This is a genomic window from Streptomyces sp. NPDC006655 (genome assembly GCF_040703965.1).
Taxonomy (GTDB): domain Bacteria; phylum Actinomycetota; class Actinomycetes; order Streptomycetales; family Streptomycetaceae; genus Streptomyces.
On record NZ_JBEYJU010000012.1, the window covers coordinates 45,160 to 70,953 of the forward strand.

General features: G+C 69.7%; 29 protein-coding genes. 28 read left to right on the forward strand and 1 reads right to left on the reverse strand.

The genetic code is table 11. From position 1 onward, the window contains the following. The first annotated feature begins 65 nt into the window (after positions 1-65). From AB0958_RS09780 to AB0958_RS09885, 22 genes are all read left to right on the forward strand, one after another. Complete coding sequence (locus tag AB0958_RS09780) at positions 66-236, forward strand: hypothetical protein (protein ID WP_366889829.1); 171 nt, start codon at positions 66-68, stop codon at positions 234-236. Beyond that, positions 236-412: a hypothetical protein gene (locus AB0958_RS09785; RefSeq protein ID WP_366889830.1), complete on the forward strand. Its 177-nt coding sequence runs from the start codon at positions 236-238 to the stop codon at positions 410-412. Before AB0958_RS09780 ends, AB0958_RS09785 begins: the two co-directional genes overlap by 1 nt. Before the next feature lies 1 nt (position 413). Then, positions 414-641, forward strand: a complete 228-nt coding sequence (locus tag AB0958_RS09790) for a hypothetical protein (RefSeq protein WP_366889831.1) — start codon at positions 414-416, stop codon at positions 639-641. Positions 642-643: 2 nt separating this feature from the next. Then, positions 644-808: a hypothetical protein gene (locus AB0958_RS09795; protein WP_366889832.1), complete on the forward strand. Its 165-nt coding sequence runs from the start codon at positions 644-646 to the stop codon at positions 806-808. A 92-nt stretch (positions 809-900) separates the two neighbouring features. After that, positions 901-3,057, forward strand: a complete 2,157-nt coding sequence (locus AB0958_RS09800) for an FtsK/SpoIIIE domain-containing protein (protein WP_366889833.1) — start codon at positions 901-903, stop codon at positions 3,055-3,057. 164 nt (positions 3,058-3,221) lie between these two features. Beyond that, positions 3,222-3,416, forward strand: coding sequence for a hypothetical protein (locus tag AB0958_RS09805; protein WP_366889834.1), 195 nt, complete (start codon positions 3,222-3,224; stop codon positions 3,414-3,416). A 4-nt stretch (positions 3,417-3,420) separates the two neighbouring features. Beyond that, complete coding sequence (locus AB0958_RS09810; RefSeq protein WP_366889835.1) at positions 3,421-4,314, forward strand: DUF6221 family protein; 894 nt, start codon at positions 3,421-3,423, stop codon at positions 4,312-4,314. Between the two features lie 16 nt (positions 4,315-4,330). Beyond that, positions 4,331-4,531: a hypothetical protein gene (locus tag AB0958_RS09815; protein ID WP_366889836.1), complete on the forward strand. Its 201-nt coding sequence runs from the start codon at positions 4,331-4,333 to the stop codon at positions 4,529-4,531. A gap of 194 nt (positions 4,532-4,725) precedes the next feature. Further along, complete coding sequence (locus AB0958_RS09820; RefSeq protein WP_366889837.1) at positions 4,726-4,935, forward strand: hypothetical protein; 210 nt, start codon at positions 4,726-4,728, stop codon at positions 4,933-4,935. Between the two features lie 28 nt (positions 4,936-4,963). Continuing rightward, complete coding sequence (locus AB0958_RS09825) at positions 4,964-5,971, forward strand: hypothetical protein (protein WP_366889838.1); 1,008 nt, start codon at positions 4,964-4,966, stop codon at positions 5,969-5,971. Between the two features lie 66 nt (positions 5,972-6,037). Further along, positions 6,038-6,307: an endonuclease domain-containing protein gene (locus AB0958_RS09830; RefSeq protein ID WP_366889839.1), complete on the forward strand. Its 270-nt coding sequence runs from the start codon at positions 6,038-6,040 to the stop codon at positions 6,305-6,307. A gap of 403 nt (positions 6,308-6,710) precedes the next feature. Further along, a complete protein-coding gene (locus AB0958_RS09835; protein ID WP_360568160.1) occupies positions 6,711-7,019 on the forward strand; it encodes a hypothetical protein in 309 nt (102 codons plus the stop codon). Continuing rightward, a complete protein-coding gene (locus AB0958_RS09840) occupies positions 6,985-8,511 on the forward strand; it encodes a hypothetical protein (protein ID WP_366889840.1) in 1,527 nt (508 codons plus the stop codon). The genes AB0958_RS09835 and AB0958_RS09840 overlap by 35 nt, the downstream gene beginning before the upstream one ends. Positions 8,512-8,523: 12 nt before the next feature. Then, positions 8,524-8,754 carry a hypothetical protein gene (locus tag AB0958_RS09845; RefSeq protein WP_366889841.1) on the forward strand — a complete coding sequence of 77 codons (231 nt, stop codon included), beginning with the start codon at positions 8,524-8,526 and terminating at the stop codon, positions 8,752-8,754. Then, complete coding sequence (locus AB0958_RS09850) at positions 8,732-10,129, forward strand: phage portal protein (protein ID WP_366889843.1); 1,398 nt, start codon at positions 8,732-8,734, stop codon at positions 10,127-10,129. The genes AB0958_RS09845 and AB0958_RS09850 overlap by 23 nt, the downstream gene beginning before the upstream one ends. Then, entirely contained in the window at positions 10,126-12,705 is a 2,580-nt protein-coding gene (locus tag AB0958_RS09855) for a phage major capsid protein (RefSeq protein WP_366889844.1), read from the forward strand. Before AB0958_RS09850 ends, AB0958_RS09855 begins: the two co-directional genes overlap by 4 nt. A 61-nt stretch (positions 12,706-12,766) precedes the next feature. Continuing rightward, on the forward strand, positions 12,767-13,111 hold the full coding sequence (locus AB0958_RS09860) for a histone-like nucleoid-structuring protein Lsr2 (RefSeq protein ID WP_366889845.1): 345 nt from the start codon (positions 12,767-12,769) through the stop codon (positions 13,109-13,111). Between the two features lie 6 nt (positions 13,112-13,117). Next, positions 13,118-13,663, forward strand: coding sequence for a hypothetical protein (locus AB0958_RS09865; RefSeq protein WP_366889846.1), 546 nt, complete (start codon positions 13,118-13,120; stop codon positions 13,661-13,663). Then, a complete protein-coding gene (locus tag AB0958_RS09870; RefSeq protein WP_366889847.1) occupies positions 13,664-14,125 on the forward strand; it encodes a hypothetical protein in 462 nt (153 codons plus the stop codon). A 9-nt stretch (positions 14,126-14,134) separates the two neighbouring features. Next, entirely contained in the window at positions 14,135-14,398 is a 264-nt protein-coding gene (locus AB0958_RS09875) for a hypothetical protein (RefSeq protein WP_366889848.1), read from the forward strand. Next, positions 14,398-15,429: a phage tail tube protein gene (locus tag AB0958_RS09880; RefSeq protein ID WP_366889849.1), complete on the forward strand. Its 1,032-nt coding sequence runs from the start codon at positions 14,398-14,400 to the stop codon at positions 15,427-15,429. The genes AB0958_RS09875 and AB0958_RS09880 overlap by 1 nt, the downstream gene beginning before the upstream one ends. Before the next feature lie 17 nt (positions 15,430-15,446). Then, positions 15,447-15,854 carry a hypothetical protein gene (locus AB0958_RS09885; protein ID WP_366889850.1) on the forward strand — a complete coding sequence of 136 codons (408 nt, stop codon included), beginning with the start codon at positions 15,447-15,449 and terminating at the stop codon, positions 15,852-15,854. A gap of 67 nt (positions 15,855-15,921) precedes the next feature. On the opposite strand, the gene AB0958_RS09890 is transcribed toward AB0958_RS09885, so the two are convergent. After that, positions 15,922-16,398 (reverse strand): hypothetical protein, encoded by a 477-nt coding sequence (locus AB0958_RS09890; protein ID WP_366889851.1) that lies wholly within the window; start codon positions 16,396-16,398, stop codon positions 15,922-15,924. A gap of 94 nt (positions 16,399-16,492) precedes the next feature. Between AB0958_RS09890 and AB0958_RS09895 the strand changes: the two genes are divergently transcribed. Genes AB0958_RS09895 through AB0958_RS09920 form a run of 6 tightly spaced genes read left to right on the forward strand, consistent with a single transcriptional unit; the run spans position 16,493 to position 25,785 of the window. Then, positions 16,493-16,957: a hypothetical protein gene (locus AB0958_RS09895; protein WP_366889852.1), complete on the forward strand. Its 465-nt coding sequence runs from the start codon at positions 16,493-16,495 to the stop codon at positions 16,955-16,957. A gap of 46 nt (positions 16,958-17,003) precedes the next feature. Beyond that, entirely contained in the window at positions 17,004-21,653 is a 4,650-nt protein-coding gene (locus AB0958_RS09900) for a phage tail tape measure protein (protein ID WP_366889853.1), read from the forward strand. A gap of 2 nt (positions 21,654-21,655) precedes the next feature. Then, positions 21,656-23,119, forward strand: coding sequence for a hypothetical protein (locus AB0958_RS09905; protein ID WP_366889854.1), 1,464 nt, complete (start codon positions 21,656-21,658; stop codon positions 23,117-23,119). Between the two features lies 1 nt (position 23,120). Next, on the forward strand, positions 23,121-24,206 hold the full coding sequence (locus AB0958_RS09910) for a DUF5047 domain-containing protein (RefSeq protein ID WP_366889855.1): 1,086 nt from the start codon (positions 23,121-23,123) through the stop codon (positions 24,204-24,206). Between the two features lie 8 nt (positions 24,207-24,214). After that, positions 24,215-25,030, forward strand: coding sequence for a hypothetical protein (locus AB0958_RS09915; protein ID WP_366889856.1), 816 nt, complete (start codon positions 24,215-24,217; stop codon positions 25,028-25,030). Next, positions 25,027-25,785: a hypothetical protein gene (locus tag AB0958_RS09920; RefSeq protein WP_366889857.1), complete on the forward strand. Its 759-nt coding sequence runs from the start codon at positions 25,027-25,029 to the stop codon at positions 25,783-25,785. Before AB0958_RS09915 ends, AB0958_RS09920 begins: the two co-directional genes overlap by 4 nt. Positions 25,786-25,794 lie beyond the last annotated feature (9 nt).

The window sequence follows — 25,794 nt, forward strand, 5'->3', positions numbered from 1 at the left end:
TCTGAGGAGGTCTGTCGGGCGGTGGGGCCGGACCAGCCGAGCCCGCCACCAGGAAGGACCACGCGGTGAAGAGCAAGCAGGAACAGATCCAGAACTACGAGCAGGGCGCCGCCGAGTGCCGGGCGCTACAGAGGGCCGCGCAGCAGGCCGGCCGGTACGACGTGGCCGCCCGTCACGCCGAGGCGGTCGACGCGAACCTCGACAAGGTCAACGAACTGAAGGAGCAGGACCGCTGATGGGCGGCCTGATCTTCGGCTTCGACGCCGACGGCGAGATGACCACACCCGCCGACCAGCTCGCACAGCAGGACGGCATCCAGGTCGAGACGTTCACGGTCAGCCCCGGCGAGACCGTCACCGACGAGACCGGCGACATCAGCAGCACCTACACCGCAACCCGAGAGGACACCTGACATGGGCCGCAACTACGCCTGGTCCGCCCGCATCGACGGCAGGACGGTCGCCGACGGCACCGTGACCGGCGCCAACGACCACACCCCCGACCGAGTCGAGCGTGAGGCGCAGCTGGCCGTCTCCCTGAAGGCCGGCGTCGACCGCGGCCAGGTCGACGTCACCGTTGAGGAGAAGAAGCCCCTGCGGCAGCAAATCGCCGAGGCCCGCGCCGCCCGCAAGGGGAAGTGACCATGGCCGAGCCGAAGCTGACCCTGCGCGAGAGGGCCGCCATCGTGCGCCTCGAACTCAAGGGCATCCGGCGCGCCGCCGCCGGCATCACCCATCAGCCCGGCCTGGACCGTGAGGTCGAAGCCATCTACCGCAAGGCCCGCGAACGCGACGCCAAGAACAAGTAGAGCCCCCGGGGACGGCGTCCAGCCTCCACAGCAGCCGCCGTCCCCGGGCCCCAGATCCGCAACGCAGCACGCCACGAACCGGAGAGAACATCATGACGGACACCGCCCCCGAGCGGGTCAACGGGCACACCGCGCCGGCGGTCTCCCTGCTCAAGTTCGCCCCCGAGGACACCCAGGACACACCCCAGGACGCGCAGGACGCCCCCGCCCCCGCAGCCGTCCCCGAGCGTCCTGCCACAGCCCGGCCCCGGCGCCGCCTGCGCATCGACCACCTGCGCCGCGCCGTCGTCGAGATCCGCGAGAACGACGGCTACCGGTTCGTCGTCCGCCACGGCGCCTACCTGATCGGCGGCACCCGCATCCTCACCCGCCGCGCCTGGGACGCCCGCACCACCGCCCGCCACGAACGGATGATGCGCGCCGCCGAAGCCGCCGGACAGCAGGACATCGCCCGGGACTGGGAACAGCGCGCCTACATCTACCGCCAGTCCCGCCACCGGCGCCGCATGGAACTCCTCCAGCTCGCCATCAACGCACCCAAGGCCATCGCCGCAGGCACCGCAGGCGGGGCCGGTGTCCTGCTCATGCTCGGCATCATGCTCGCCTGGGCCAACCACGACGCGCACGACGTCCTCACCCCGATCCGCGCCACCATCGCCTTCGTGGCCTGGGTCGCGTTCATCGCCGGCGTCATCTGGAACCCGCTCCTCACCGCCCTCCCGTGGATCGCCCTCACCGGCGTGTGGGCCGTCGGCCGCCACCGGCACACCGCCCCCACCTGGGCCCTGCCCGGAGACCCCGAGCAGCGCGACGTCGTCCCCGACGAGAACGCCATCCTCAAGGCCCTCGGCAACCTCGGCATCGCCCCCCTGAACAAGGCCATCAAGGACGGCTGGCAACCCCGATGGGTACAGCCCACCACCCGGTCCGGAAACGGCTGGCACACCCAGCTCCAGCTCCCCATGGGCGTCACCGTCGAAATGATCAACCAGAAGAAGAACATCCTCGCCCACAACCTGCTGCGCAAGCCCGTCGAGGTCTGGCCCACCGAACCCCCCAAGCAGCCCGGCGTCCTCGACCTATGGGTAGCCGACCAGGGCTCCCTGTCCGGCGCCGTACCCCCGTGGCCGCTCCTCACCGAAGGAACCGTCGACTACTTCAAGGGCGTCCCCGTCGCCGTCTCCCAGCGCGGCGACAGCATCATCGGCAAGCTCATGGCCGCGAACTGGATGGTCGGCGGCATCATGGGCAGCGGCAAGACGTCCATCGTCGTCGCCCTGCTCCTCGGCGCAATCCTCGACCCCCTGGTCATCGCCGAGGTCTACTGCATGGCCTACAACGTCGACTTCGACCCGCTCAAGCCCCGCCTGCGCGTCCTGGTCAAGGGCGACGACGACGAGGACATCAAGGCCGCCCTGGTCGCCCTGCGCAACCTGCGCGACGAAGTCACCGAACGCGGCAAGCTCCTCGAGGACCTCGGCGGCGACGCCACCAAGGTCACCCGCGAACTCGCCCTCCGCGACCCGCGGATGCGCCCGAAGGTCGTCGTCTTCGACGAGTGCCACGAGCTGTTCATGCACAAGGAGTACGGCAAAGAGGCCGCTGAACTGGCCATCAAGGTGATGAAGAAGGCCCGCAAGGTCGCCATCACCCTCGTCTGGGTCACCGTCTCCCCGACCGCCGACAGCCTCCCGCGCGACGTCACCCGCAACACCAGCCACCGGGTGGCGTTCGCGGTCGGAGACCACGTCGCCAACGACGGCCTGCTCGGCTCCGGCCGCCACAAGGCCGGCATCACCGCCACCACCCTCATCCCCGGCGAGGACGTCGGCACCGCCGTCACCGTCGGTTTCACCAACAAGGCGTTCGAGGTCATCCGCGCCCACTACATCGCCCGCGACCCCGAGAAGAACATCGACGAGGTCACCCCGGTCGTCGAACGGGCCATGGCTCTGTACGACGGCACGGCCGCCCCCGAGGCGCCCGCGTTCCAGCCCGTCGACCACCTCGCCGACATCCTTACCGCCCTCGGACAGGCACCGCGCATGCGCACCCAGGACGTCCTCCACCGCCTCGCCGACCTCAACCCCGCCGAGTACGACGGCTGGTCCTTCCGCGACCTCAAGGCCGTCCTCGACGACTGCGGCCACGGCGAGTACAAGACGGGCGGCGTGATGCACGTCAGCCGTCAGCGCATCATGGACGCCCTCGCCGACCGCGAAACCGACCAGGGAGGCGGCGACGACTGAGGGAGTTCTCCCCACCCGCCTCCCCTAACCGCCTCCCTGTACATGACCTGCGGAAACGCCCATTCAGGGAGGCAAGGGAGGCACCATCCGGGACGCGCGGGGAACGGGAAACAGGCGCCTGTGGATCCCTGCCCGCGCCTCCCTCCCTGCGAGAGGATGACTGCATGAGCCACCGCCCCTACCCGCGCGCCGACCGCGCCCGGCACCAGGTCGACCGCCACGCGAAGCCGACACCCGCCCTGTCGGACAGCGAACGCTTCAAGCTCGGCATCGCGGCCCTGCGCGCCGCATCGTGGACCGCGCAGGAACTCGTGGACCACTGGCAGCGCGCACTACGGCCACGCCCGGCGAAGGGATGAGCCCATGAGACGTGAGCCCACCTTTGCTCGCCTCGATCAGCTGGCCGCCTGGCATGAGCAGCAGGCCGATCCGCTTGCCCGGCCGTTTCGCCGAGGGGTCGAGATCTTGGAGCACCAGCAGTCTGCCGCCCTCTTCCGCCGCATGGTCGGCAACCGAGCAGCCACCGACCCGAATCGGCTCAACCTCGTCGGCATGCTGCCCTTGGACGCCCCCGGCCGCTGGTGTGAACGCCACGGCTACCGGTGCACCGTCTCAAACGGCAGCATCGGCGTCATGGCCCAACGCAGCGACGAGCCGCCGGTCGTCGCCCGGCTCGGTGACACCCTCGTCTGGAACGGAGAGAAGATCACCGTGCAGGAGCGGCCGGGTCTGGTGACACCACCGCGAGAGGATGACGCCATGGGCGAACTGGTGCAGTGGCTCGGCGATCAGCTCGACGAGGACGAGCGGATCGCTCAAGCCGCTTGCTGGGACGAGTGGTCGGACGTCTGGACCGCCCGGCCGCCCCAGGCGAGTTACGAGCGGTACACCGTCGTCGACTACCTGGACGACGTCGTTGTGGCAGTGACCCCTGAGAACGCAGACGCCGACAGCGTGGGCCAGCACGTCGCCCGCCACGATCCGGCACGGGTGCTGCGTGAGGTCGGCGCGAAGCGGCAGCTGCTGGATGCGTCCAACGCCGACTGCTCGCCTGCCTGCCGCCGCGACCACACGTTCAGCGGTTCGTGTGCCCTGCGGTGGATGGGCCCGGTGAGCGAGATCGACGGCGAGCCGTGGGTTCGTAACGAGGACGGCCGTCAAGTACCTGCCCCGATGGTCACAACGAAGTGGACGCTACGGCTGCTCGCCCTGTCCTACGCCGACCGTCCCGGCTACCGCGCTGAGTGGCGCCCGTAGCGGGCACCATGGGGTCATGCAGCAGCTCTACGCCCGCCCCGGCCACCTCACCGCCGCACAGACCCGCCAGGCCCTCGGCATCAGCGCCGGAGCCCTCCGCAATCTCGTCTACCGCGGCCAGCTCACCCGCGTCGGCGGCAGCGACCGCTACCCCGAATACGCCGCGGCCGACGTCGCCGCCCTCGCCGCGAAACGCGCAGATCGCCAAGCTGCTTGACCCCAGGTCAGACCCTGTGTGACGATCCGCCTGTACAACCATGCCCGCACACGGGCACCACAACGCACACGAAGCCCCGGCCTACCGCTCACGGCCGGGGCTTCGTCGTGCCCGGCGACGGCGCGGCAAGCGGGTGCGCGGGGAAGTCACTCCGGCCGCGCCGTCGCCTCCCACACAGATCAGCCGGAGGCGCCATGCCGACCACGATCACGGCGCCCCGCAGCGCCACCGAAGCCGCCCACCAACTCGCCCGCGAAGGCAAGCACGTCCACATCGTGTCCGAAGGACACAGCACCTGCCTCAAGGGCTCCTGCGGCCCCGTACCCCTCGACCTACCGGCCGCCACCCGCGAGCGCGCCCAGTACAGCCGACTCGCCATGGTGTACGGCATCAGCCGCCTCTGACCGCCACCCGCCGCAGTAGGAGGTGCTGATGCCCCTGCCCGACGGCATGGCCACCGTCACCCTGACCGGCACCTACACCCACCCCGACGGAACCCCGATGGTCGGCCACGTCCGCCTCGTGCCGACCGCCGGCCAACTCGTCCACGCCGACAGCGGCACGACCGTCCAAGGCCCGGTCCGCGCCGACTTCGACAACACCGGCCACGTCACCGTCACCGTGGTCGCCAACGACGCCGACGGCATCAACCCCTCCGGCGGCACCTACCAGCTGACCCTCAGCTTCTACGACGCCGACACCGTGTCCTTCCCGGTCCGGCTCCTCAAGGCCACGCCCACCCAGAAGATTGCCGAACTCACCCCGGTCACCGCCGACAACGGCAACTACCTCATCGTTCAGGGACCAGCCGGGCCAGCCGGACCCAAGGGCGACACAGGTGCAACCGGCGCCCAGGGACCGGCCGGTGCCGACGGCGTGCCAGGCGCAGCAGGAGCCAAGGGCGACACAGGCCCGCAAGGACCGAAGGGCGACCAGGGCGACGTCGGACCGCAGGGCCCGGCAGGAACATCCGGCACCCTGATCCGCACCAACGACGTGCGACTCACGCCCGGCGACGTACCGTTGGCGGCCTCCGGCTCCTGGACGGTCGTCACCTCCGGCAGCACCACACTGGCCGGGTCGATCACAGCAGCCGTCGGCGACCGCATCCAAGCGGCCCCCAGCTTCATGCGGAACGGCAGCGGCTCGTTCCTCGACCTCGTGATCCTCACCGCTGCTGGCTCGATCAGCCGCTACTTCGGCACCGACTCAGCCAGCCCGCTCAGCGAAGGCCACCCGTCCTACTACCCCCAGGCCGCCAGCTTCCCCGGCGTACCCGGCACGATGCAGATCACCGTCGGCGCCGGAGAAGTCGACGAGACAGGGAAGGCCACCATCGCCTTGGCCTACCAGGGCGCAGGCAACGAGACCATCTACGCCAGCCCCACCTACCCGTGGTACCTGCTCCTCACCAACCTGGGACCCGAGCCGCCGGCATAGCACCGACCCGACATCCACCCACACCACAGCCACACAGGACACGAGCACGCAGTTGGTGGTGAACCGATGGCACGAACAGGCAACACGACCGCAGATGGCTACGGCTACGAGCACCAGCAGCTCCGCAAAGCCCTGCTCGCCGAGGCCTACGGACAGCCCTGCGTCCACTGCCAGCTGGTGATGCTGCCCGGCCAGAAGCTCGACCTCGACCACACCGCCGACCGCACCGGCTACCGCGGCATGGCCCACGCATCGTGCAACCGATCCGAGGGCGCGCGACGCGGCAACGCGCAACGTCGCAGGTCACGCACCCTGAAGACGTCCGAGGCGTGGTGACGAGCGTGGCGAGGGCCTGGGTAGGGGGGCGGGGTCCTGACGTGATCATGGTCGCACCCTGACCCCGCCCCCAATCAGGATTTCTCTCCCCGAAAAATGACGTAGCGGCACACGCCAAACCGCCCTCCGAATCGGGAAAACCGATTCGGAGGGCGGTGGGTTTCGATTTCGGCGGCTGGCCTGAATCCCGGTTTCCGGTGGGCTCCTGCTCGCCTGCGTCAATGTTTGCGCAGGTCAGGGCCCACGTCAAGTATTCCCGGGGGTCGAATTGAGAAAGAAATGTGAGGCCTGCGGAGAGCAATTCGAGGCGAAGCGGAGCACCGCGAAGTACTGCTCGAACGGGTGCCGCGTACAGGCACAGCGCGGTGCCGGTAGCGGCACGCGCAAGGGCACGAGCACGGTGGTGGCGTTCGGCCTCGCGCCCCGGCCGCCCAGCGGTGAGCGGGAGCCCGGCCCGCTGGAGGCTTCGGCGCGCGCCGAGCTGGAGTCGTTCGGCCGCGCGGACACGCTGGCCGGCGGCGTGGTGCTCGCGCTGGCCCGGCGCATCGACGAAGCAGGGCCGACGGACACCGGGTCCGGATTCGCGGCCCTGGCGAAGGAGCTGCGGTCTTCCATGGCGGTCGCGCTGGCGGGCGCCGAGCAGGAGGCCGATCCGATCGACCAGGTGAGGCGGCAGCGTGAGCAGAAACGGCGTGGCCGCGGGGCTGGTTGAGCCCACCTACTCGTGGGTGCCGCCGCACGTGGACACCTACGGGCCGCAGGTCGCCGAGCTGTGCGACCTGGCGGGCTTCGCGCCGGATCCTGAGCAGCAGCTCATCCTGGACGCCCTGTTCGCGGTGAACGAGGACGACAAGGCGGTGGCGCTGGAGAACGCCATCGTCGTGGGCCGGCAGAACCTGAAGACGGGCGTGCTCAAGCAGGCCGCGATCGGCTGGCTGTTCCTGACGGATCAGCGGCTGGTCGTCTGGAGCGCGCACGAGTTCCGGACGGCGCAGGAGGCGTTCCGGGACATGGAAGAGCTGATCATGGGCACCCCGGCGTTCGCCCGGCGGGTCAAGGACGTACACCGCGGCAACGGTGACGAGGCGATCGAGCTGTTCGGGGACAGACGGCTGATTTTCAAAGCCAGGACGAACTCGGGCGGCCGTGGCCTGTCCGGCGACAAGGTGATCCTGGACGAGGGGTTCGCGCTCCAACCCGCGCACATGGGCAGTCTGTTCCCGACGCTGGCGGCCCGCCCGGACCCACAGGTGGTGTACGCCTCGTCGGCGGGGAAGGTCGAATCATCTGTCCTGCGCGGCATCCGGGACCGCGGGCGGCCCGGCGGTGAGGAGCAGCTGGCGTACTTCGAGTGGTGCGCGCCACCACCGAAGGAGGCCTGCAAGGACGGCGCCGACTGCACGCACGCCTTGGACGTCGAGGGCTGCGGCTGCGACAACATGCAGCTGGTGCGAGCGGCCAACCCGGCGATCGGGCGTCGCATCACGGTGACCTACGTGCGCGGCGAGCGGCGCGCGCTGCCGCCGGCCGAGTACGCCCGGGAGCGGATGGGTTGGTGGGATGACCCGCTCCTTGTCGAGAACCCGATCAAGCCTGCCGACTGGACGGCGTGCCTGGATGAGGAGTCGAGGCGTACCGGGTCGGTGGCGCTGGCGGTGGACATCACGCCGGACCGGTCGCTGGCGAGCATCGCGATCAGCGGACGCCGGGCGGACGGCCTGGTGCACGGCGAGGTGATCGAGCACCGGGCCGGGACCGGCTGGGTCATCGGAAGGCTCGTCGAGCTGTTCCAGTCGATCGAGCCGACCCCGGTCGCGCTCGTCATCGACCCGGCGGGCCCAGCTGGGTCGCTGGAGAAGAAGTTGCTGGAGAAAGGCTTCACGTCGGAGAAGGAGCCAGTGGCCGGGAAGTGGCGGCTGCACTTCGTGGGCTCGCGCGAGTACGCGCAGGCGTGCGGGGCGCTCGCGGACGACATCGCCAACGGCGAGTTCCGACACATCGGCCAGGCTCCTCTGGATACGGCCGTGGACGGCGTGCAGACCCGGCCGCTGGCCGAGGCGTGGGCGTGGTCGCGGCCGAAGAGCGGGGCACCGATCCCGCCGCTGGTGGCGGTCACGCTCGCCCGGCACGGACACGCGACCTTCGGGGTGATTGAGCCCCCTGCCCCGTTCGCCCTCGTCGGCGGATCACTGACAAGACGCTGAGGAGGCGATGACGTGGCTGTGACCTGGACGGACCGGGTGCCCGAGGTGGAGCGGATCACCAGCCAGGCGCGGGAGGTCCGGTTCTGGCGGACGGTGCTGAGCGCGCTGGCCGGTGTCCTGTTCGGTCTGGGCTGGCTGACAGCGAAGGGCTTCGCGGTGCTGTGGCTGGCCGTCGTCTGGACGGCGACTGCGGTACGGCTTGGATGGCAGGAGGCGCGGCGTGGGACTGCTGGAACGGGTTAACTCCGCGCTGCCCGGGCGGCAGCGGTCGGATGCGCCGCTTGACCTGGACACGTGGGCGAACTACTTCGGCTTCGGTGGTCTGGACTACCCGGTCGTCCAGACCACCATGAGCAGCATCGACGAAGAGCGCGTGGGCCTGACCACGTCGGCCGCGATCAAGATGAACGGCCCGGTCTTCTCGCTGGTGCTGGCCCGGCTGCAGCTGTTCAGCCAGGCCCGGTTCCAGTGGACCCGGTTCTCCGGCGGGGCGCCGACGGACCTGTTCGGCTCGCCGGAGCTGGGGCTGCTGGAGCGGCCCTGGCCGGGCGGCACGACCGGTGACCTGCTGGCGCGGATGGAACTGAACGTCTCGGCCGCCGGGAACTCGTACATCCGCCGCACGACCGCGGACCGGGTGAACGTCCTGCACCCGCACTGGGTGATCATCGTGTTGGGGTCGCAGACCGACGAGGAGTATCCCTCGCAGGCCCCGGACGTCGAGGTGGCTGGCTACATCTACGACGCGCCGAACATGCCGATGCGGTTCTACCCGGCGGACGGGTCGAACGGCCGGATCGCGCACTACGCACCCATCCCGGACCCGGACTTCTCGTTCCTGGGCATGTCGTGGATCACGCCGGTGCTGCGGGAGATGCAGGCCGACGGGATGGCGACCGAGCACAAGGCCCGCTTCTTCCAGAACGCCGCGACCCCGAACATCGCGATCAAGTTCGACCCGTCGGTGAGCCTCCAGCAGGTCCGCGACTTCAAGGAGCTGATGGAAGAGGACCACCGGGGCGTCGCCAACGCCTACCGGACGCTGTACATGGGCGGCGGCGCGGACCCCTCGGTCATCGGCGCGGACATGCGCCAGCTCGACTTCGCCGCCACCCAGGGCAAGGGGGAATCCCGGCTCGCCGCGGCGGCCGGCGTCCCGCCCTCGTGGGTCGGCTTCTCCGAGGGCCTCCAGGGCAGCGCGCTGAACGCCGGGAACTTCAACTCGGCTCGGCGGCGGCTGTCCGACGGCACCCTGGAGCACCTTTGGTCGAACGCCGCGTCGTCCCTCGAGCCGCTGCTGACGCCGCCGGATTCCGGGTCGTCGCTCTGGTACACGACCCGGTCGGTGGCGTTCATGCGGGAGGACGCCGAGGTCCTGGCCCGGATCCAGCAGACGCAGGCGCAGACCATCACCGCGCTGGTGAGGGACGGCTTCACCGCCGAGTCGGCGACCGCGGCCGTCCTCAACAACGACATGAGCCTGCTCAAGCACACCGGGCTGACGAGCGTGCAGCTGCAGCCGCCCACGAACGGCCAGGAGCCCTTCAACCCGAACGCCCCTGCCACACCGCCCAGCCAGAGCGGCCCGGGCGCCCCAGCGGAAGGAGCCGGACCGTGACGGACGGCGCACACCTGTACTCGCGCGTGTTCGCGCTCGACGACATCCAGATCCGGGCCGGCGGCGACGGCCGCACCGTGACCGCCTACGCCGCGGTGTTCGACTCGCCCGCGCACATCGTCGACCAGGACGGCGAGTACGACGAGCAGATCGGCCGCAGCGCGTTCGACAAGACCATCCAGGAACGCGCGGGGAAGATCGGCGTGTTCTACAACCACGCCCGGACCCTGCACGGCACACCGTCGGAGCGCGGCAGCGTCCCGATCGGGACGCCGCTGGAGGTCCGGGCGGACGGCCGCGGCCTGCTGACCGTGACCCGGTACAACAAGACGGCCCTGGCCGACGATGTCCTGGAGTCGATCCGCAACGGCGACATCACGGGGCAGTCGTTCACCGGCCGGTTCATCAAGTCCGACCCGCGGGGCCCGTATCTGCCGAACCGGTCGACCGGGCAGCGCACGCTGGTGACCCGGCAGGAGATCGCCCTTATCGAGTACGGGCCGACCCCGATCCCGGCCTACGCCGACGCCGCGATCGTCGGGGTCCGCGCGGCCGACGGGGCGCTGGACGGCGCCAGCCGCTCCGCTATCCCCGTGCACCACACCTCGCTCGTCGACACCGCCTGGGACGGCCCCGCCGCCGTGGCCCGGCTCAAGCCAGACGACCAGAAGAACTGGCTGAAGGTGTTCGCCTGGTACAACTCCAGCGCATCCGACGCCGACAACGACGACGGACTGCCCGACGCCAAGGACGCCTGGAAGCTGCCGCATCACGAGGTCAGCGCGGACGGCACGCCGGGCCCGGCGAATCTGCACGCCGTGCGGGACGCCCTGTCCCGGCTGCCGCAGTCCGACATTCCCGAGAGGGACCGGGCAGCCGTCGAGGCGCACCTCCAGGCACACCTCGACGACGCCAAGAAGAGCACTTCGAGCGGCGGTTCGACGCCGTCTACGAGCACTCCAGCCGCCCCGGCGGCCGCTGGAGCCGCCAGCGGACGCGCTACGACGCCAGCCGGAGCCGCACCCGAGCCGCACACGCACTCGGCGACCACCACCAACCGCTCTACGAGACAGGACAGGAACATGCCCGACGAGAGGATGACGGTCGAGGAGCGGACCGCGCGCCAGAGTGAGATCCGGGCGCGGCTCGCCGAGATCGACAACGAGCACTCGGGGGCGACGCTCCCCGAGGACGTTCAGACCGAGTGGGACACCATCAGCGACGAGTACGCGTCGCACGACCGGGCGATCGAGGCCGCGAACGCGCGCGCCGAGCAGCTGCGCGCGCTCGCCGGGCAGCCGGGCGCGACCGAGCGCGTCGACCTGACGGCCGGCACCCGCAGCACCGGCAGCCGCCAGTCCCCGGCGTTCCACCGGCGCCCGGAGAACATCTACGACCTCGCCGAGGTTCGGCAGCAGGCCCGCAGCATCGACGAGCTGCCCGCCCTGTACCGGGACCGGGCGATGCGCGCGATCGAGGTCAGCGCCTACCCGGGCGCCGAGGACCGGGAAGCCGCGCAGTCGCGCGCCGCCCACCTGCTGGACACGGTGGACGACGAGGACGGCACCCTGGCGCGGCGCATGCTGACGACCGGGTCCCCGCTGTACTCGAGGGCGTTCGGCAAGCTCGTGATGAAGCTCAACGCCAACGCCCTGTCCGCCGAGGAGTCCCGGGCCCTGTCGCTGGGCGTGGACGCGTCCGGCGGCTACGCCGTGCCGTTCCAGCTCGACCCCACGGTCATCCTGACCAGCGACGGCGCGATCAACCCGCTGCGGCAGATCGCCCGGGTCGAGCAGATCACCGGCAAGGTGTGGGAAGGCGTCACCTCGGCCGGTGTCACCGTGACCCGCGGCGCCGAGGGCGACGAGGCAGCCGACAACTCCCCGACCCTGGCACAGCCCAGCGTCGGCACCGAGCGGGTGCAGGGCTTCGTGCCCTTCACCGTGGAGCTCCAGCGGTCCTGGGCGGCCCTCAGCAGCGAGATGACCGCGCTGCTCCAGGACGCGAAGGACATCGAGGAGGCGTCCTCGTTCGTCCTCGGCGACGGCACAGGCACCAACGCGGGCGGCGTCATCGGCACCCTGCCGTCCGGCAGCAAGGTCGGACAGGTCGGCTCGGCCGGCGTGCTGACCGTCCCGGACGACGTCTTCAACATCGAGCAGTCCCTCGGCGCCCGGTTCCGGCCGAAGGCGTCCTGGCTGGCCAACAAGGCGATCTACAACAAGATCCGCTCTGCTGCCCAGTCGAAGGCTGGTCTCGCCGGTGACATCTGGGCGCGTCTGGGCGGCGGAATGCCGCCCGAGCTGGCCGGATACCCGGCCTACGAGGCGACCGCGATGGACGGCACGATCGAGTCCAGCGGCGCCGGCGCCAACCTGGTGCTGCTCTTCGGCGACTTCAAGAAGGCGTTCCTGATCGTCGACCGCATCGGCATGAGCATCGAGCTGGTGCCGCACCTGTTCGGCCCGAACCGGCGGCCGACCGGCCAGCGCGGCATCTACGCCATCTGGAGCAACAACTCCAAGATCCTGGTGCCGAACGCGCTGCGCTGCCTGAACGTCGTCAGCCCGACCTGATCCGCCACCGTGGGGCCCCGTCCACCAGACGGGGCCCCTTCCGGAAGAAAGGAAGTGGCCCATGGCAGGCCAGATCTGGCGGGCCAAGCCGGGCAGCGTGCTGTCCTGGGAAGGCCGCACGCTGACCCTCGGCGAGGACGTGTACGCCCGGGAGGGACACCCGATCCTCGACGCGTACCAGCAGGAGTTCGAGCCGGTCTTCGTCACCTTCGAGGTGGACGACGCCGCAGGCCCGGCCGAGTCAGCACCTGCGGAGCAGGGGCCGGCCGACGATCAGACGGAGGGCGGGGCGAAGCCGGATCCGAAGGCTGTGCGCGCCTGGGCGGCGGAGAACGGCGTCGACGTCCCGGCACGCGGCAAGATCCCGGACGCGGTGTACGAGCAGTACGCGGCCGCCCAGGGGTGAGGCGTCATGTCGATCGTCACTCTCGCCGAGGCCAAGGCACAGCTACGGATCGCCGCCGACGACACCAGCGCCGATGAGTGGCTGCAGGACTACGTCGACTCCATCACCGGGGTCGTCGAGGAGTACAAGCACGAGGTCATCGAACTGCGGGAGATCCGCGAGGATCTGGATCTCAGGCACGCGCACCGGTTCCGGCTGTGGAACGCACCGGTGGTGTCGCTGACCTCGGTCACGGCGGTCGTGGGGTCGATGACGTGGGACGTGTCGAAGATGCGGCTCGACAAGGACACGGGTCTGGTGAGGGTGCTGTCGGGCCCTCCCGTGTCCGGGCTCGTCGAGGCGGTGTACAGGGCCGGGTACGAGACGGTGCCCGGCCGGTACAAGCGGGGCGCGCTGGTGATCCTCCAGCACGCCTGGGAGACGCAACGCGGCAAGGGCGGCCCGGTCCGCGGCGGCGTCATCGGGCCCGAAGAGGTCCACCCGAAGTTCTACTACGCCATCCCGCGCAAGGCGCTGGAGTGGCTCGGCGCACCGAGACCGGTGGTGGGATAGATGGGCACGTCCCGAGTACCGGACCTGATCGACGCTCTCGTGCCGAGGCTGGCGGCATCGTCCGACCTGGCCAGTGTGAAGGTGGTCGACGGGCCGCTCGTCACCGACTCCGCGGCCCTGGAGTGGCTGTTCGTCGGCTACGACGGCGACCAGGAAGGCGACTTCATCGCCGCCACCGCCCAGCAGGAGTGGGCGGGCCTCGGCGCCAAGAAGAAGAACGAGGACATCACCCTGACGTGCGCCATCGTCGTCGAGCGGGGTTCCACCGAGGTCCGCAGCTGCCGGAGCCGCACCTACGAGATCTTCGCCGCCGTCGAGAACGTGCTGCGCAACGACCCGTCGCTCGGATTCTCGACGCCCACCGTGTGCGCGGTCACCGAGCACACCTTCCACCAGGCGCAGACCCCCGACGGCATCCAGGGGCGCCTCCCGTTCACCGTCACCTGCACCACCCGAATCTAGGAGAGACCGATGGGCGCTGTACGCCTGCGCAACCTCGGGGAGGCCGTGCACCTGTACGCGCCCCCGGACAGCCCGAACAGCCTGCCGGTGGACGCCGACCAGGTTGTCACCGTCGCCGGTCCCGTGGCGGAGACCGACGACGCCTACATCTGCGGCGAGGGCGATGCGGCCCGCGCCTTCCCGAAGTCCCGCTGGGCAGTCGAGGTGCCCGCCGTGAAGAAGACGACGACCGCGGCGAAGGCCGCCGACGAGGAGAAGGGCGGTGACGTCTGATGGCCACCGGATCCGGTCTCGACGCACAGTTCATGGCGGGCGCGGAAACGACGTGGGGCACCGCGGTCACCCCGGACCATGCCTTCGAGTTCCTCGACGAGTCCCTCAAGCTGGACCCGACGTTCCTGGAGCCGACGGGGCTGCGGGCGGGTCTGAAGTACAAGCGTGCCTCCCGGGTGTCCATCTCCCGTCGGAGCGTGTCGGGTGACGTCACCCTGGAGCACGCCACCAAGGGCATGGGCCTGCTGTGGAAGCACGCCCTCGCCTCGACGGTGACGACCCCGACGGCGCTGACGACACCGGCCTACGAGCAGGTGCACACGCCGGGTGACTTCCGTGGCAAGGGCCTCACCCTCCAGGTGGGCCGCCCCGAGCCGTCGACCGGCACCGTGCGGCCGTTCACCTACGCCGGGTGCAAGGTCGGGCAGTGGGAGCTCACGGTCTCCGACAACGGCATCCCGCAGCTGAAGCTCACCGTCGACGGCCGGAGCGAGGACACCGGGACCGCCCTGGCCGCCGCCTCCTACGTGTCCGGGGCGAAGGTCTTCAGTTTCGCCAACGCCACCCTGAAGCTCGGCGGCACCGCCGCCACGACGAGCGGCAAGACCGCGGTGACCGGGAACACGGCGGTCGCCACGGTCGTCACCCAGGTGACCGTGCAGGGCGCCGCCCCCATGGCCGGCGAGCGGTTCGGCATCGGCAACTCCGGCCTGAAGGCCGAGCAGCTGGAGAACGACACCCCGACCATCACGGGAACGCTGTCCGCCGAGTTCAACAAAGCCGAGCTGTACGACCACTACACCGCGAACGACACGCTGCCGCTCGTGCTCGCGCTGACCGGCGACCCGATCGGCGCCTCCGGCAGTAACGACACCCTGGAGATCATCCTCCCGGCGGTGAAGCTCAAGGGAGCCGCCCCGAACGTGGGCGGCGCGGACATCGTGTCCATGAGCTGCGACTTCGAGGCGTACAGCGACGAGACCAACCCGCCCATCCAGGTCCGCATCGTGTCCGCCGACGCGACCCTCTGATCCGAAGGAACTGCGCAGTGTTCAAGCTGACCGTCGAGGGCACCGTCTACGAGTTCGACCCTGGCCGGATGCTGCTCGCCGAAGCCCGCGAGATCAAGACCTACACGGGGATGACCATCCCGAGCTGGTCCGTGGGCATCGACGAGATGGACCCGGACTCCCTGCAGTCCCTGATCTACCTGGCGAAGAAGCGCGCCGGGGAGAGCCTGCGGTACTCGGACCTGGACACCCTCGACTTCGCGGACATCCATCTGGAGCCCATGGAAGACGAAGAGGAGGCCGAGGAGGGGCCGGAGGCGGCTCAGCAGGCGGTGGACCCTACGCCGCCTGGCGACAGTGGGACGACCCCGACGCCCGGTACTACCGATACCTCGGCGCCTTCGCCTACCACTTCAAGTACACCCCTGGAGACGTCAACGCCCTGACGCTCATCGAGTTCGACATCCTCGCCGACACGTCCGACCATCTCGCCAAGGATGTCGCCGACCTCGACTAGGACTTCGAGGCGGGCGGCATCGGCTGGTTGCACTTCGGGCAGCGGGCCTTGCGGTCGGCGCGCTCGTTCGCCTTGCCCAGCATCCAGCTGGCGGCGTACAGGGTGAAGAAGGCGACCAGCGCGGCGAGCAGACGGGGGTGCGTCCATCCGCCCACGGCGGCCGTCGGCCACAGCACGATTCCCCAGCCGCCGTGCACGGTGGCATCGGCGAACGGGTGGACGGCAGCCACGATGGACGCGGCGAATGTGGCGAGGGCGAGGAGCGTCAGACAGCCAGCGAGCAGCTGAAACGCAGCGGGTGTGACGGGCTGGACCTCATCGTGGCAGGTGGGGCACTCGCGGCCGGCCTTCTTCGCTAGGCGCTGCTTTGCCTTCTGCTGCTGCTTCAGCTCCCTGATCGCGTACAGCCGGTCCCGGCCGGTCAGTTCCGGATGCTCCCGGGCAACTCGCTCGTACACGTCCTCGCCGTCCATGCGCCGCCCCCTGCGTGCCGTGTGTGGTGGGGCGGATGCTCCCACCGCCCACAAACCGGGTCAACAGGATCGAGGTGGTGCTGTGGTTGCCGCGGTGACGATGCGTACCGGCCGGGACCTGAAGCGGATCTCCCGAGAGCTCCGGGCCATGGACGACAAGGAGATCAAGAAGCGGTTCCGCAAGGAACTGCGGGCTGCGGCAGCACCGATGGTGCCGGCGGTCCGGGCGGCGATCCGGCAGATTCCGTCCAAGCGGGGGTACAGCGCGGACGGACTGCGGGCCCGCATGGCGGCGGCCACCAAGCTCGAGGTGCGCACCGTCGGGAAAGACGCCGGCGTCCGGATCCGCGTCGACGGCCGCAAGATGCCCGACAAGCAGAAGGCTCTCCAGTCGTACATGGAGGGCCTCAAGCGCTGGCGGCATCCGGTGTTCGGCAGCGACGTGTGGGTGCAGCAGAAGCCCCACCCGTACTTCTTCCGGACCGTGGACCCGATGGGCGCCCGCACCCGGGTCAAGGTCATCACGGTCATCGACCAGGTGGCCAAAGACATCAGCTGACAACCGCCACGGCCACGGCCGCGCCTGACCACCCAGGGAGGCGCGCGTGTCCAGCCGTACCACCCGCGTCCTGTACGACCTCGTAGCCCGCGACCACGCCTCCCGGACGTTCGTCCACGTTGGCGAGGCCGCGACCAGCATGGAGCGGAGGACCGCGGGGGTCGGTGCCGCGATCGGCCGCGGCCTGGCGGTCGGAACGGTGGCGGTGGGTGCGCTGGGCGTCGCCTCCGTGCACATGGCCACTCAGTTCCAGACCAGCATGACGCACATCTCCACCCAGGCAGGTGCGTCGAAGAAGGACGTCAAGCTCCTCTCCGACCAGGTGTTGGCGCTGGGCGGGAAGGTGCAGCAGGCGCCGGAGCAGCTCGCCGACTCGCTGTACCACCTGAAGAGCGTCGGCATGGACAACGTCCAGGCGATGAAGGCGCTGCGCGAGGCCTCCGATCTGGCGGCCGTGGGTGGCGCTGACCTTGAGCAGACCACCAACGCCTTGGCCGGCGCCTGGCGGACGGGCATCAAGGGCGCCACCAGCTTCCACCAGGCCGTCAGCACGGTGAACGCCATCATCGGCGCCGGCAACATGACGATGGAGCAGTTCAACGCGGCCATCGGCACGGGCATCCTGCCCAGCGCGAAGACCTTCGGGCTGTCGCTGCAGCAGGTCGGTGCGGCACTCGCGCTGATGACGGACGAGGGCATCGACTCGGCATCCGCCGCGACCCGGCTCCGCATGAGCTTCTCCCTGCTCGGTGCCCCGTCCGGGGCGGCTGAGAAGCAGCTGAAGAAGATCGGGCTCACCGGCCTGCAGCTCGCGGAAGCGATGCGCGGCAAGGACGGTCTCATCGGGGCGATCCAGCTCCTGAAGGATCACCTCGACAAGAGCGGCATGTCCGCGTCGAAGCAGTCGCAGCTGCTGAGCCGCGCGTTCGGCGGCGGCCGGTCGTCGTCCGGCATCCTCCTAATGATCAACAACTTGGATGTGTTGAAGAAGAAGCAGATCCAGGTCAACAACAGCGCGGGCAAGTTCGACGAGGCGGTCAAGCAGCAGCGCGCGACCGTCGAGGCGCAGTGGAAGCGGCTCACCACCGGCCTGGAGTCCATGTCGGTCCGGCTCGGTACCGCTCTGCTCCCGCCGGTCGCCGACTTCATCGGCTACCTGAACGACAAGGCCATCCCGACAGCGGAACGCTTCGGCGGCAAGCTGCTGGGCATCGTTCCCACAGCGAAGCTCAAGTCCGAGTTCGGGCAGATAGAGAAGGTCGTCGGGGACTTCTGGACGGGCCTCACCGGCTCGTCGAAGTCGGCGAAGGATCTCGTCGGCGGCCTGCTGGACACTTCTCCACACCTGGGCTCCGGGAAGACGTCCGCGAAGCCCAAGGGCCCGGCGCTGGCGCCGATGCCGCACTACGGCGTCGGGCAGGTGGCGCCAGCCAACGGCCAGATCGCGGACGCGAGCAAGTTCGCGGGTCCGCACGGCGGGTCCGGCCTGGTGGCGCCGCTGGCGAAAGCGAAGATCACGCCGCCGAAGTCGATGGCGCAGAAGTTCGGCGAGATGATCCGCAAGGCGGTCAGCGGCGGCATCGAGAGCGTCGACTGGGGCAAGATGGGCGCCTCGGTCGGCAAGGGCCTGGGGACGGCGTTCCAGTGGATCGTCTCCCACGGCACCGAGCTGTCGAAGAAGCTGGGCGTGGCCATCGGGAAGATCGACTGGGTCAACGTCGGAAAGCAACTCGGCGTCGTCGCGGTGCCCTTCAGCATCGGCGTCGTCAACACGCTCTTCGACCCGCTTTTCCATGCGGATTTCTGGTCAAAGCACTGGTTCGACGTGATCCTCGGCGTCATCTCGATCATCCCCGTCGGCAAGGTCGGCGGCGTCGGCCTGAAGCTCGGCGCAAAGTTCGGCGAGAAGTTCACGGGCCCGTTCTTCCGGATGGTCTCCGAACAGATGGGACGCATCCCCTGGTCGAAGATCATCCCGTTCTCGGAGAAACTCACCGAGTCGATCGGACCGGTCCTGCGCGGCGTGCGGGACTGGGTCGGGCGCGTAGCTGGCGGGTTCAAGGACGCCTTCGCCTCGCGCTTCCCCCGCGTCGCGCAGTGGTTCGAGGATCAGCTGATCCTCCTACCGGTACGACTCGGCGACCTGGGACGCGCGATGAAGCGCAAGGCCGGTCAGCTGGTCGACGGCATGGGCCAGTCCCTGATCGACCACCTCCCCGGCTCCAGCAACCGGTTCATCCGCGCCGCCTACAAGTGGTTCGGCCGGTTCACGTTCTGGCAGGTCGGCGTCAACCTGGCGCAGTCGCTGCTGAGCGGCATCTGGTCCAAGGCCAAGGACGCCGGGGGATGGCTGAAGGGCCACCTCGTCGACCCGGTCATCAACTGGGTGAAGTCCGGGTTCGGGATCCACAGCCCCAGCACGGTGTTCATCGGCATCGGCGGCAACATCGTCGCTGGCCTGCTGGCCGGCATCCTCCTCGGCGCGAAGGGCATCGGCGGTTGGATCAGCGCCCACGTCATCGGCCCGGCCCTGGCCCCCTTCGCGGGCGCCGGCTCCTGGCTGTACGGCAAGGGTTCGAGCACGGTGTCCGGCTTCAAGTCGGGTGCCGGATCCGTCGCCAAGGGCATCGGCGGCTGGTTCTCCTCTCATGTCCAGTCCCCGACCGTCGGCGCCTTCCGGGGCGCCGGATCGTGGCTGTACGGCAAGGGCAAGGACGTCACCAGCGGCCTGTTCTCCGGCCTGCAGCAGCCCTGGGGCACCGTCCAGAAGTGGGTGTCTGGTGTCGCCGGGTGGATCAAGGCTCACAAGGGTCCGATCTCCCTCGACCGGCAGCTGCTGCACCCGGCCGGTGTTGCCCTGATGAAGGGCCTGCTGTCCGGCCTCAAGGTGGGGTTCAAGGACGTCGGCTCGTTCGTCTACAAGGTCGGCGACAGCGTGGCCGGGACGGTCAAGAGCATCGCCAGCTCGCTCGGCTTCGGCGGCGGCGGGGGCAGTGCCAGCCGCTGGTCGGGCATGGTGGCCTCGGTGCTGCAGATGCTCGGGGCACCCGCCTACGCCCAAGGCGCGGTCCTCAAGCGCATCCAGATCGAGTCGGGCGGCAACCCGAACGCGATCAACCTGTGGGACTCGAACGCGAAGGCTGGGCACCCCAGCCAGGGCCTAATGCAGACGATCCCGTCGACCTTCGCGGCCTACGCGGGACCGTTCAAGTCGCGGGGCATCACCGACCCGATGGCCTCGATCTACGCAGGCGTCAACTACGCCATGCACCGGTACGGCAGCAACTGGATCTCGGTGATGACCAGGCCCGGCGGCTACGCCAAGGGCACCGGCGGTGCCGCGCCCGGCTGGGCGTGGGTGGGCGAGCGCGGGCCCGAGCTGGTGAAGTTCGGCGGCGGCGAGACCGTGCTGCCGCACCAGCAGTCGATGGCGGCCGCGGCCTCGGCCGGCATCCGGCTGCCTGGGTACGTGTCCGGGACCATCTCCAACGCCGCGGACCGGGTACGCCGGGACCGGCAGAAGGTAGCGGACGCCAAGGACGACCTGGCGCGCGCCGAGCGGCGCCGCAAGGGCGTCGCTGCGGCCGAGGCCCGGTTGAAGGCGGCGAAGAAGGAGCGCCAGGCCGCCGAGATCTCGCTGAAGAATGCCAAGCGCAGCGCCAAGACGAGCATCGCCAACAGCATCGCGACCGGCTTGCAGAAGACGTTGGCGACCGGGACCTCGTCGGCGATCGCATCGGCCGTCAAGAGCCTGGCGACGAAGCTCCTGAACGCTGGCTACGCCGGCACCGCCGCGTCGATCCAGCGGAAGGGGGCGCGGCTCGAAACGCTCGCCGACAAGCGGGCGGGCATCCAGGCGAAGATCAATGCGGCCAACCAGTACGCCAGTGATCAGACGACGAACATCAAGGACTTCCTGTCCATCAGCGGCACGTCGGCCACCTCGGTCGGCGACCTCATCTCCCAGATGACCGGCCAGCAGAAGACCGCGAGCAACTTCGTCACGCTCACCAAGTCGCTGAAGGCCCGCGGCGCGTCGAAGGACCTGATCGAGCAGCTCTCCGAGGCCGGTCCGGGCAGCCAGCTCGCGACCATCCTCGGGAACCGGTCGGTGACCACCCAGGACATCGCCAAGCTCAACAAGCTGATGTCGTCCGGGAACAAGCTCGCGACCGGGTTCGGCAAGGACATGGCGAACTTGATGTTCGACAGCGGCAAGAACGCCGGAAAGGGGTTCCTGAGCGGCCTGAAGTCCCAGGAGAAAGAACTGGGCAAGGCTATGGCGAAGCTGGCCACGGACCTGGTCAAGCAGATCAAGAAGATTCTGAAGATCAAGAGCCCGAGCCAGGTGTTCCGGGACCAAGTCGGCAAGCAGATCGCGCTCGGCGTGGTCGTCGGCATGGACCGTCACCGGCCGCACGTTGCCGCTGCCGCTCAGCGGATGGCGGCGACGGCCAGGAAGGCGGCGTCCGCGTCCACCTTCGTGCCGGTGACCGGCAGCAGGGCGGGAAGCGACGCGACGTGGCAGCGACTTGCCGCAGCCATGGAGCAGCAGTCGAACCAGCCCCAGGAGCTGACGGGCCAGCTGGTCCTGGACTCGGGTGAGCTGCTCGGCGTCATCCGGGGCACCGTCAAGCCGATGATCAGGCAGTCGGAGAGCAACACGGCTTACCGGGCGAAGGTAGGAAGGAGGTAGCGGTGACGATCTCGTTCGGCACCACGGGGGCGCAGGCGACGCACACCGACACGATCACACCCGTGCTGGTGGGATCCGCCGGTCAGCTGGCTGTGCTCCAGGTCATCTCAGGGCACCCGAACGACAACATCCCGTCCACTCCGTCCGGCTGGATCCGCGCGGGCAGCACCTCGGGCGGCGGCGGCACGTTCGGTGCTTCCGCCGGCCCGAGGCGGCTTACCTGGTTCGTGCGGGTCCTCACCGGCGGCGACGGCAACCCGACCACGGCCATCCCGTCAGGGTCGGCCGGGTCGCTCATCGCCGGCCGGATCGTCAGCCTGTCCCGCACAGCCGGAACCGGCTGGCGGTGGGCGACCAGCTTTGGCGACGACCAGACCAGCAACACCACTTTCTCGGCCACCGGCACGACCGCGCTCACCTGGAAGGCCGGGGACTTCGCCCTCATCGGCTACGGCGTCGCCTCCAACGCTGACTCCTACACCGCCGAAGCCATCGCGGTCAGCGGGGTCTCCTTCGGGACGGTCACCGAACGGGCGGACGCCGTGGTGACCGCCGGGAACGGGACTACCACGGCCATGGCCACCGCCACGGTCTCCTCGGGCACTGCCACACTCGCCCCCACGATCACGGCGACGCTCGCGAGCGCCTCCATCGGTATCGCCGGGGTGCTGCGCCTGCGCGAGGCCTCCTCGGACGTGAATGCCAGCGCCCAGTCGGTGTTCCCGCCCAGGAATTTGGTGTCGGCGACGGGGCTGACCGGTGACGACATCGTCACCGCGACCCTGTACCGGCAGGTCGGCACCACCCTCACCGCGGTGAGGGCCGCCAGCGGTATCGACGTGACCGGGCAGAGCGCGCTGCTGCGGGTGGACGCCGAGCAGCCGTTCGGGGTGTCCCTCAACTACGCCGCGGTGCTCACCGATATGTACGGCCAGCAGTGGACGGTCTACTCGGGTCCCATCACGTCGATGGTGACGAGCGACGTCATCTCCGACGCCATCCGGGGTGTCGGCGCGCCCGTCTTCATCGAGAGCTGGGACGACAAGAAGCGCACCCGGGATGCCACGACCTTCAACATCAACGGCCGCATCGTCGTGCAGGGCAAGAAGCGCGGCTCTGCGCAGGCCACGGTCACGGTGTCCACGGACACCGACGACGACGGCGACGCGCTCCAGGACGTCCTCGACAACGCGACTGAGGGCACGATCCTCATCCGTAAGCAGGTCACCCTCTCCGGCGTCGACAACTGGCTGGCGCTCCTCGACGACGACGAGAAGCGGAACTGGCAGACGCCGTACAGGTCGTGGGACTTGAACACGGTCGAGACGCAGGCCTGGCCGGATGTCCTCGAGGCGGCCGGCTTCACCCTCGCCGACATCGCGAACAACTTCTCGACGCTCCAGGACATCGCCAACGCCTTCCCCGGCACGCTCCTGGACATCGCCCAGTACGACTTCGGACCCTGACATGCTCGATATGTCCGCCACCGCGCTCGCCGTCGTCCAGCGCTCCCACACGATGGCCATGCGCGCCGAGTCCTGGCTCGGCGGCCAACTCCTCACCGACGGCATCCCCATCGCCGACGGCAGCGAGTCCCGAGACCGCAGCTTGGCCGTCCCGGAGCAGATCACCCTCACCGTGCCGCGCCGGGACCAGGGATACGACTGGGACCCCGGCACCGACCCCGCCCACCCGCTCGCCGCCTACGGGCAGATGCTCCGCATCGACTACGGCATCGACATCGGCAACGGCTACGAATGGATCAACAGGGGCTGGTTTCTCATCACCGAGAGCAGCACCGAGGGCGACACGGTGACGGTGACCTGCGCGGGCCTGCTCACCCTCATCGCCGAGGCAACGCTCGTCAGCCCATTCCAGCCGGGATCCTCCGACACGCTCGCCTCGGTCGTCCGCGCGCTCATCGAACCGGCGCTGACCGTGAGCTTCGACGGCACCCTGGTCGACCGAGCGGTCCCGCTCGGCATGCAATGGGACTCCGACCGGCTCGCGGCAGTCACCGAGGTCCTCGGCGCGTGGGGAGCAGCCGAGCGGGTCACCGAGGACGGCTTCCTGCTCGTCGAGCCCGTCAGCGACGCCGCGCCGGCGGTCCTGGCCATCAGCGACGACCGGGCCACCGGCACGGTGGTGCGCTGGCAGGGATCCACCACCCGGGACGGCGCCTTCAACGTCGTCGTCGCCCAGGGCGAGGACGCCAACGGCAACCAGCTCCAGGGCGTCGTCTACGACAGCAGCGGCACCTCGCCATACCAGTACGGCGGAGCCTTCAACCCGCTGCCCGTGCCGTACATGTACCAGTCGAGCCTGCTCACCACCGTCGCCCAGTGCCGGACCGCCGCCGCCGCCCAGCTCGCTCTCCTGCGACGCCAGGCGTTCCGCAAGCTCGCCGTCACGATGGTGCCGCACCCGGGCCTGGTCACCGGCGACATCCTCACCGTCACCGGCGCAGGCCTCACCGGCGCCCGCTGCGCGATCGAGCAGCTGTCGCTGCCGTACTCGCCCGGCGAGATGACCCTGATCCTTCGAGTGCTGTAGGGGGAGCGGTGCCAGACTTCGCCGACACCAGAGTCAGCCTCGCCGGTACCGGCCTGGCGCGCGGCATCGCACAGACCGCGGTCTCCTCAGGCGCCTGCCTGGTGAAGGTCGGCGGCATCGTGGTCACCGCGCGCGCGGCGACCGGTCTCACGATCGCGGCCGGGAACGTCCTGCTCCTGGCGCGCCTCGCCAGCACCTACTACGTCATCAACGTCGTGCCCGCCGCACCCACCTCCACCCCGACAACGCCCCCACCGGCCGACAGCACGCCGGTGGACACCGGGGACACACCCCCGGCTCCCAAGCCGACCGTCCGGACCGGAACCCTGACCTGCGTGCCGACGGCCACGGCCTGCTACCGGGACGGCTCCTGGCGCTCTGACGGCGCCCCGACCAACAGCTTCGACCTCTACCAGGGCCGCTACGGGGGCAGTTCCTACGGCCGGAACACGGGCGTCGCCTTCTACGGGTCGAAGCCGCACACTCTGTCCGGCGCCACCTGCACGAGGGCGACCGTACAGATCAAGAGGCTGTCGGCAGGCGACTACTCGGCCCGATCGGCGACCCTGCGGCTCGTCTCCCAGACCAGCCGCCCCGGCGGGGCACCCACGCTCAACGAGTCGACCAGCGGCCCCAGCCTGACGATCGGTTCCTCAACGACGTTCACACTGCCCGTGTCGTGGGGGCAGGCCCTCATCGACGGCACCCGCGGCGGCATCGGCATCAGTGTCAGCTCCGACGACCCGTACATCCACCTCGCAGGGCGCGGCAGTTGGTCCGCCGCCTTCACCGTCACGATCTCCTGGAGGCGGACCTCCTCATGACCGCGAACACCACGAAGGGCATCACCTACCCCCAGTCCACGGACCACACCCGGCTCTGGGAGCACCTGCAGACCCTCGCCACCACCGCCGACGGCATCATCTTCGGCAACGTCGACCGACAGATCTTCACCGCCTCGGGCACCTGGACACGGCCCGCAAACGCGATCATCGTGCACGTTCAGGTACAGGCTGGCGGCGGGGGATCGGGCGGCGTCGGCGCGTCCGGGGCCGGGCAAGCAGCCTGCGCGCCCGGCGGCGGGGGCGGCGAGTATGCGGCGGGCTGGCTCACCCCGGCCGCAACCGGTGCCACCGTCGCCGTGACCGTCGGCGCCGGCGGTACGGGCGGAACGGCCGGAGCCAACGCCGGGAACAACGGGGGCAACAGCTCCTTCGGGTCGCTGATCACCGCTGTCGGGGGCGGAGGCAGCGCGGGTGCTTCCGCGACTGCCTCGGCCAGCGGGGGCGCCGCGAATGGCGGCAGCGGGGGCACCGGCGGGGACCTGCGGATCGCCGGCGGGGACGGCGGCAACGGTCAGGTCGTCTCAGGCACCCCGCTGAAGTACAACAACGGCGGGAGCAGCTTCTTGGCGAACACGCGCCGGGCGACTGGTGTGGCTGCCACCAGTTCCGGGGGTTTCGACGGCTACCTCTACGGGGGCGGGGCGAGCGGACCTTCCGTCGGCGCGAGCCAGGCCGCGGTCGCCGGCAACACGGGCGGCGGCGGCATCGTCATCGTCACCACCTACACCGCATAGGAATCCCGC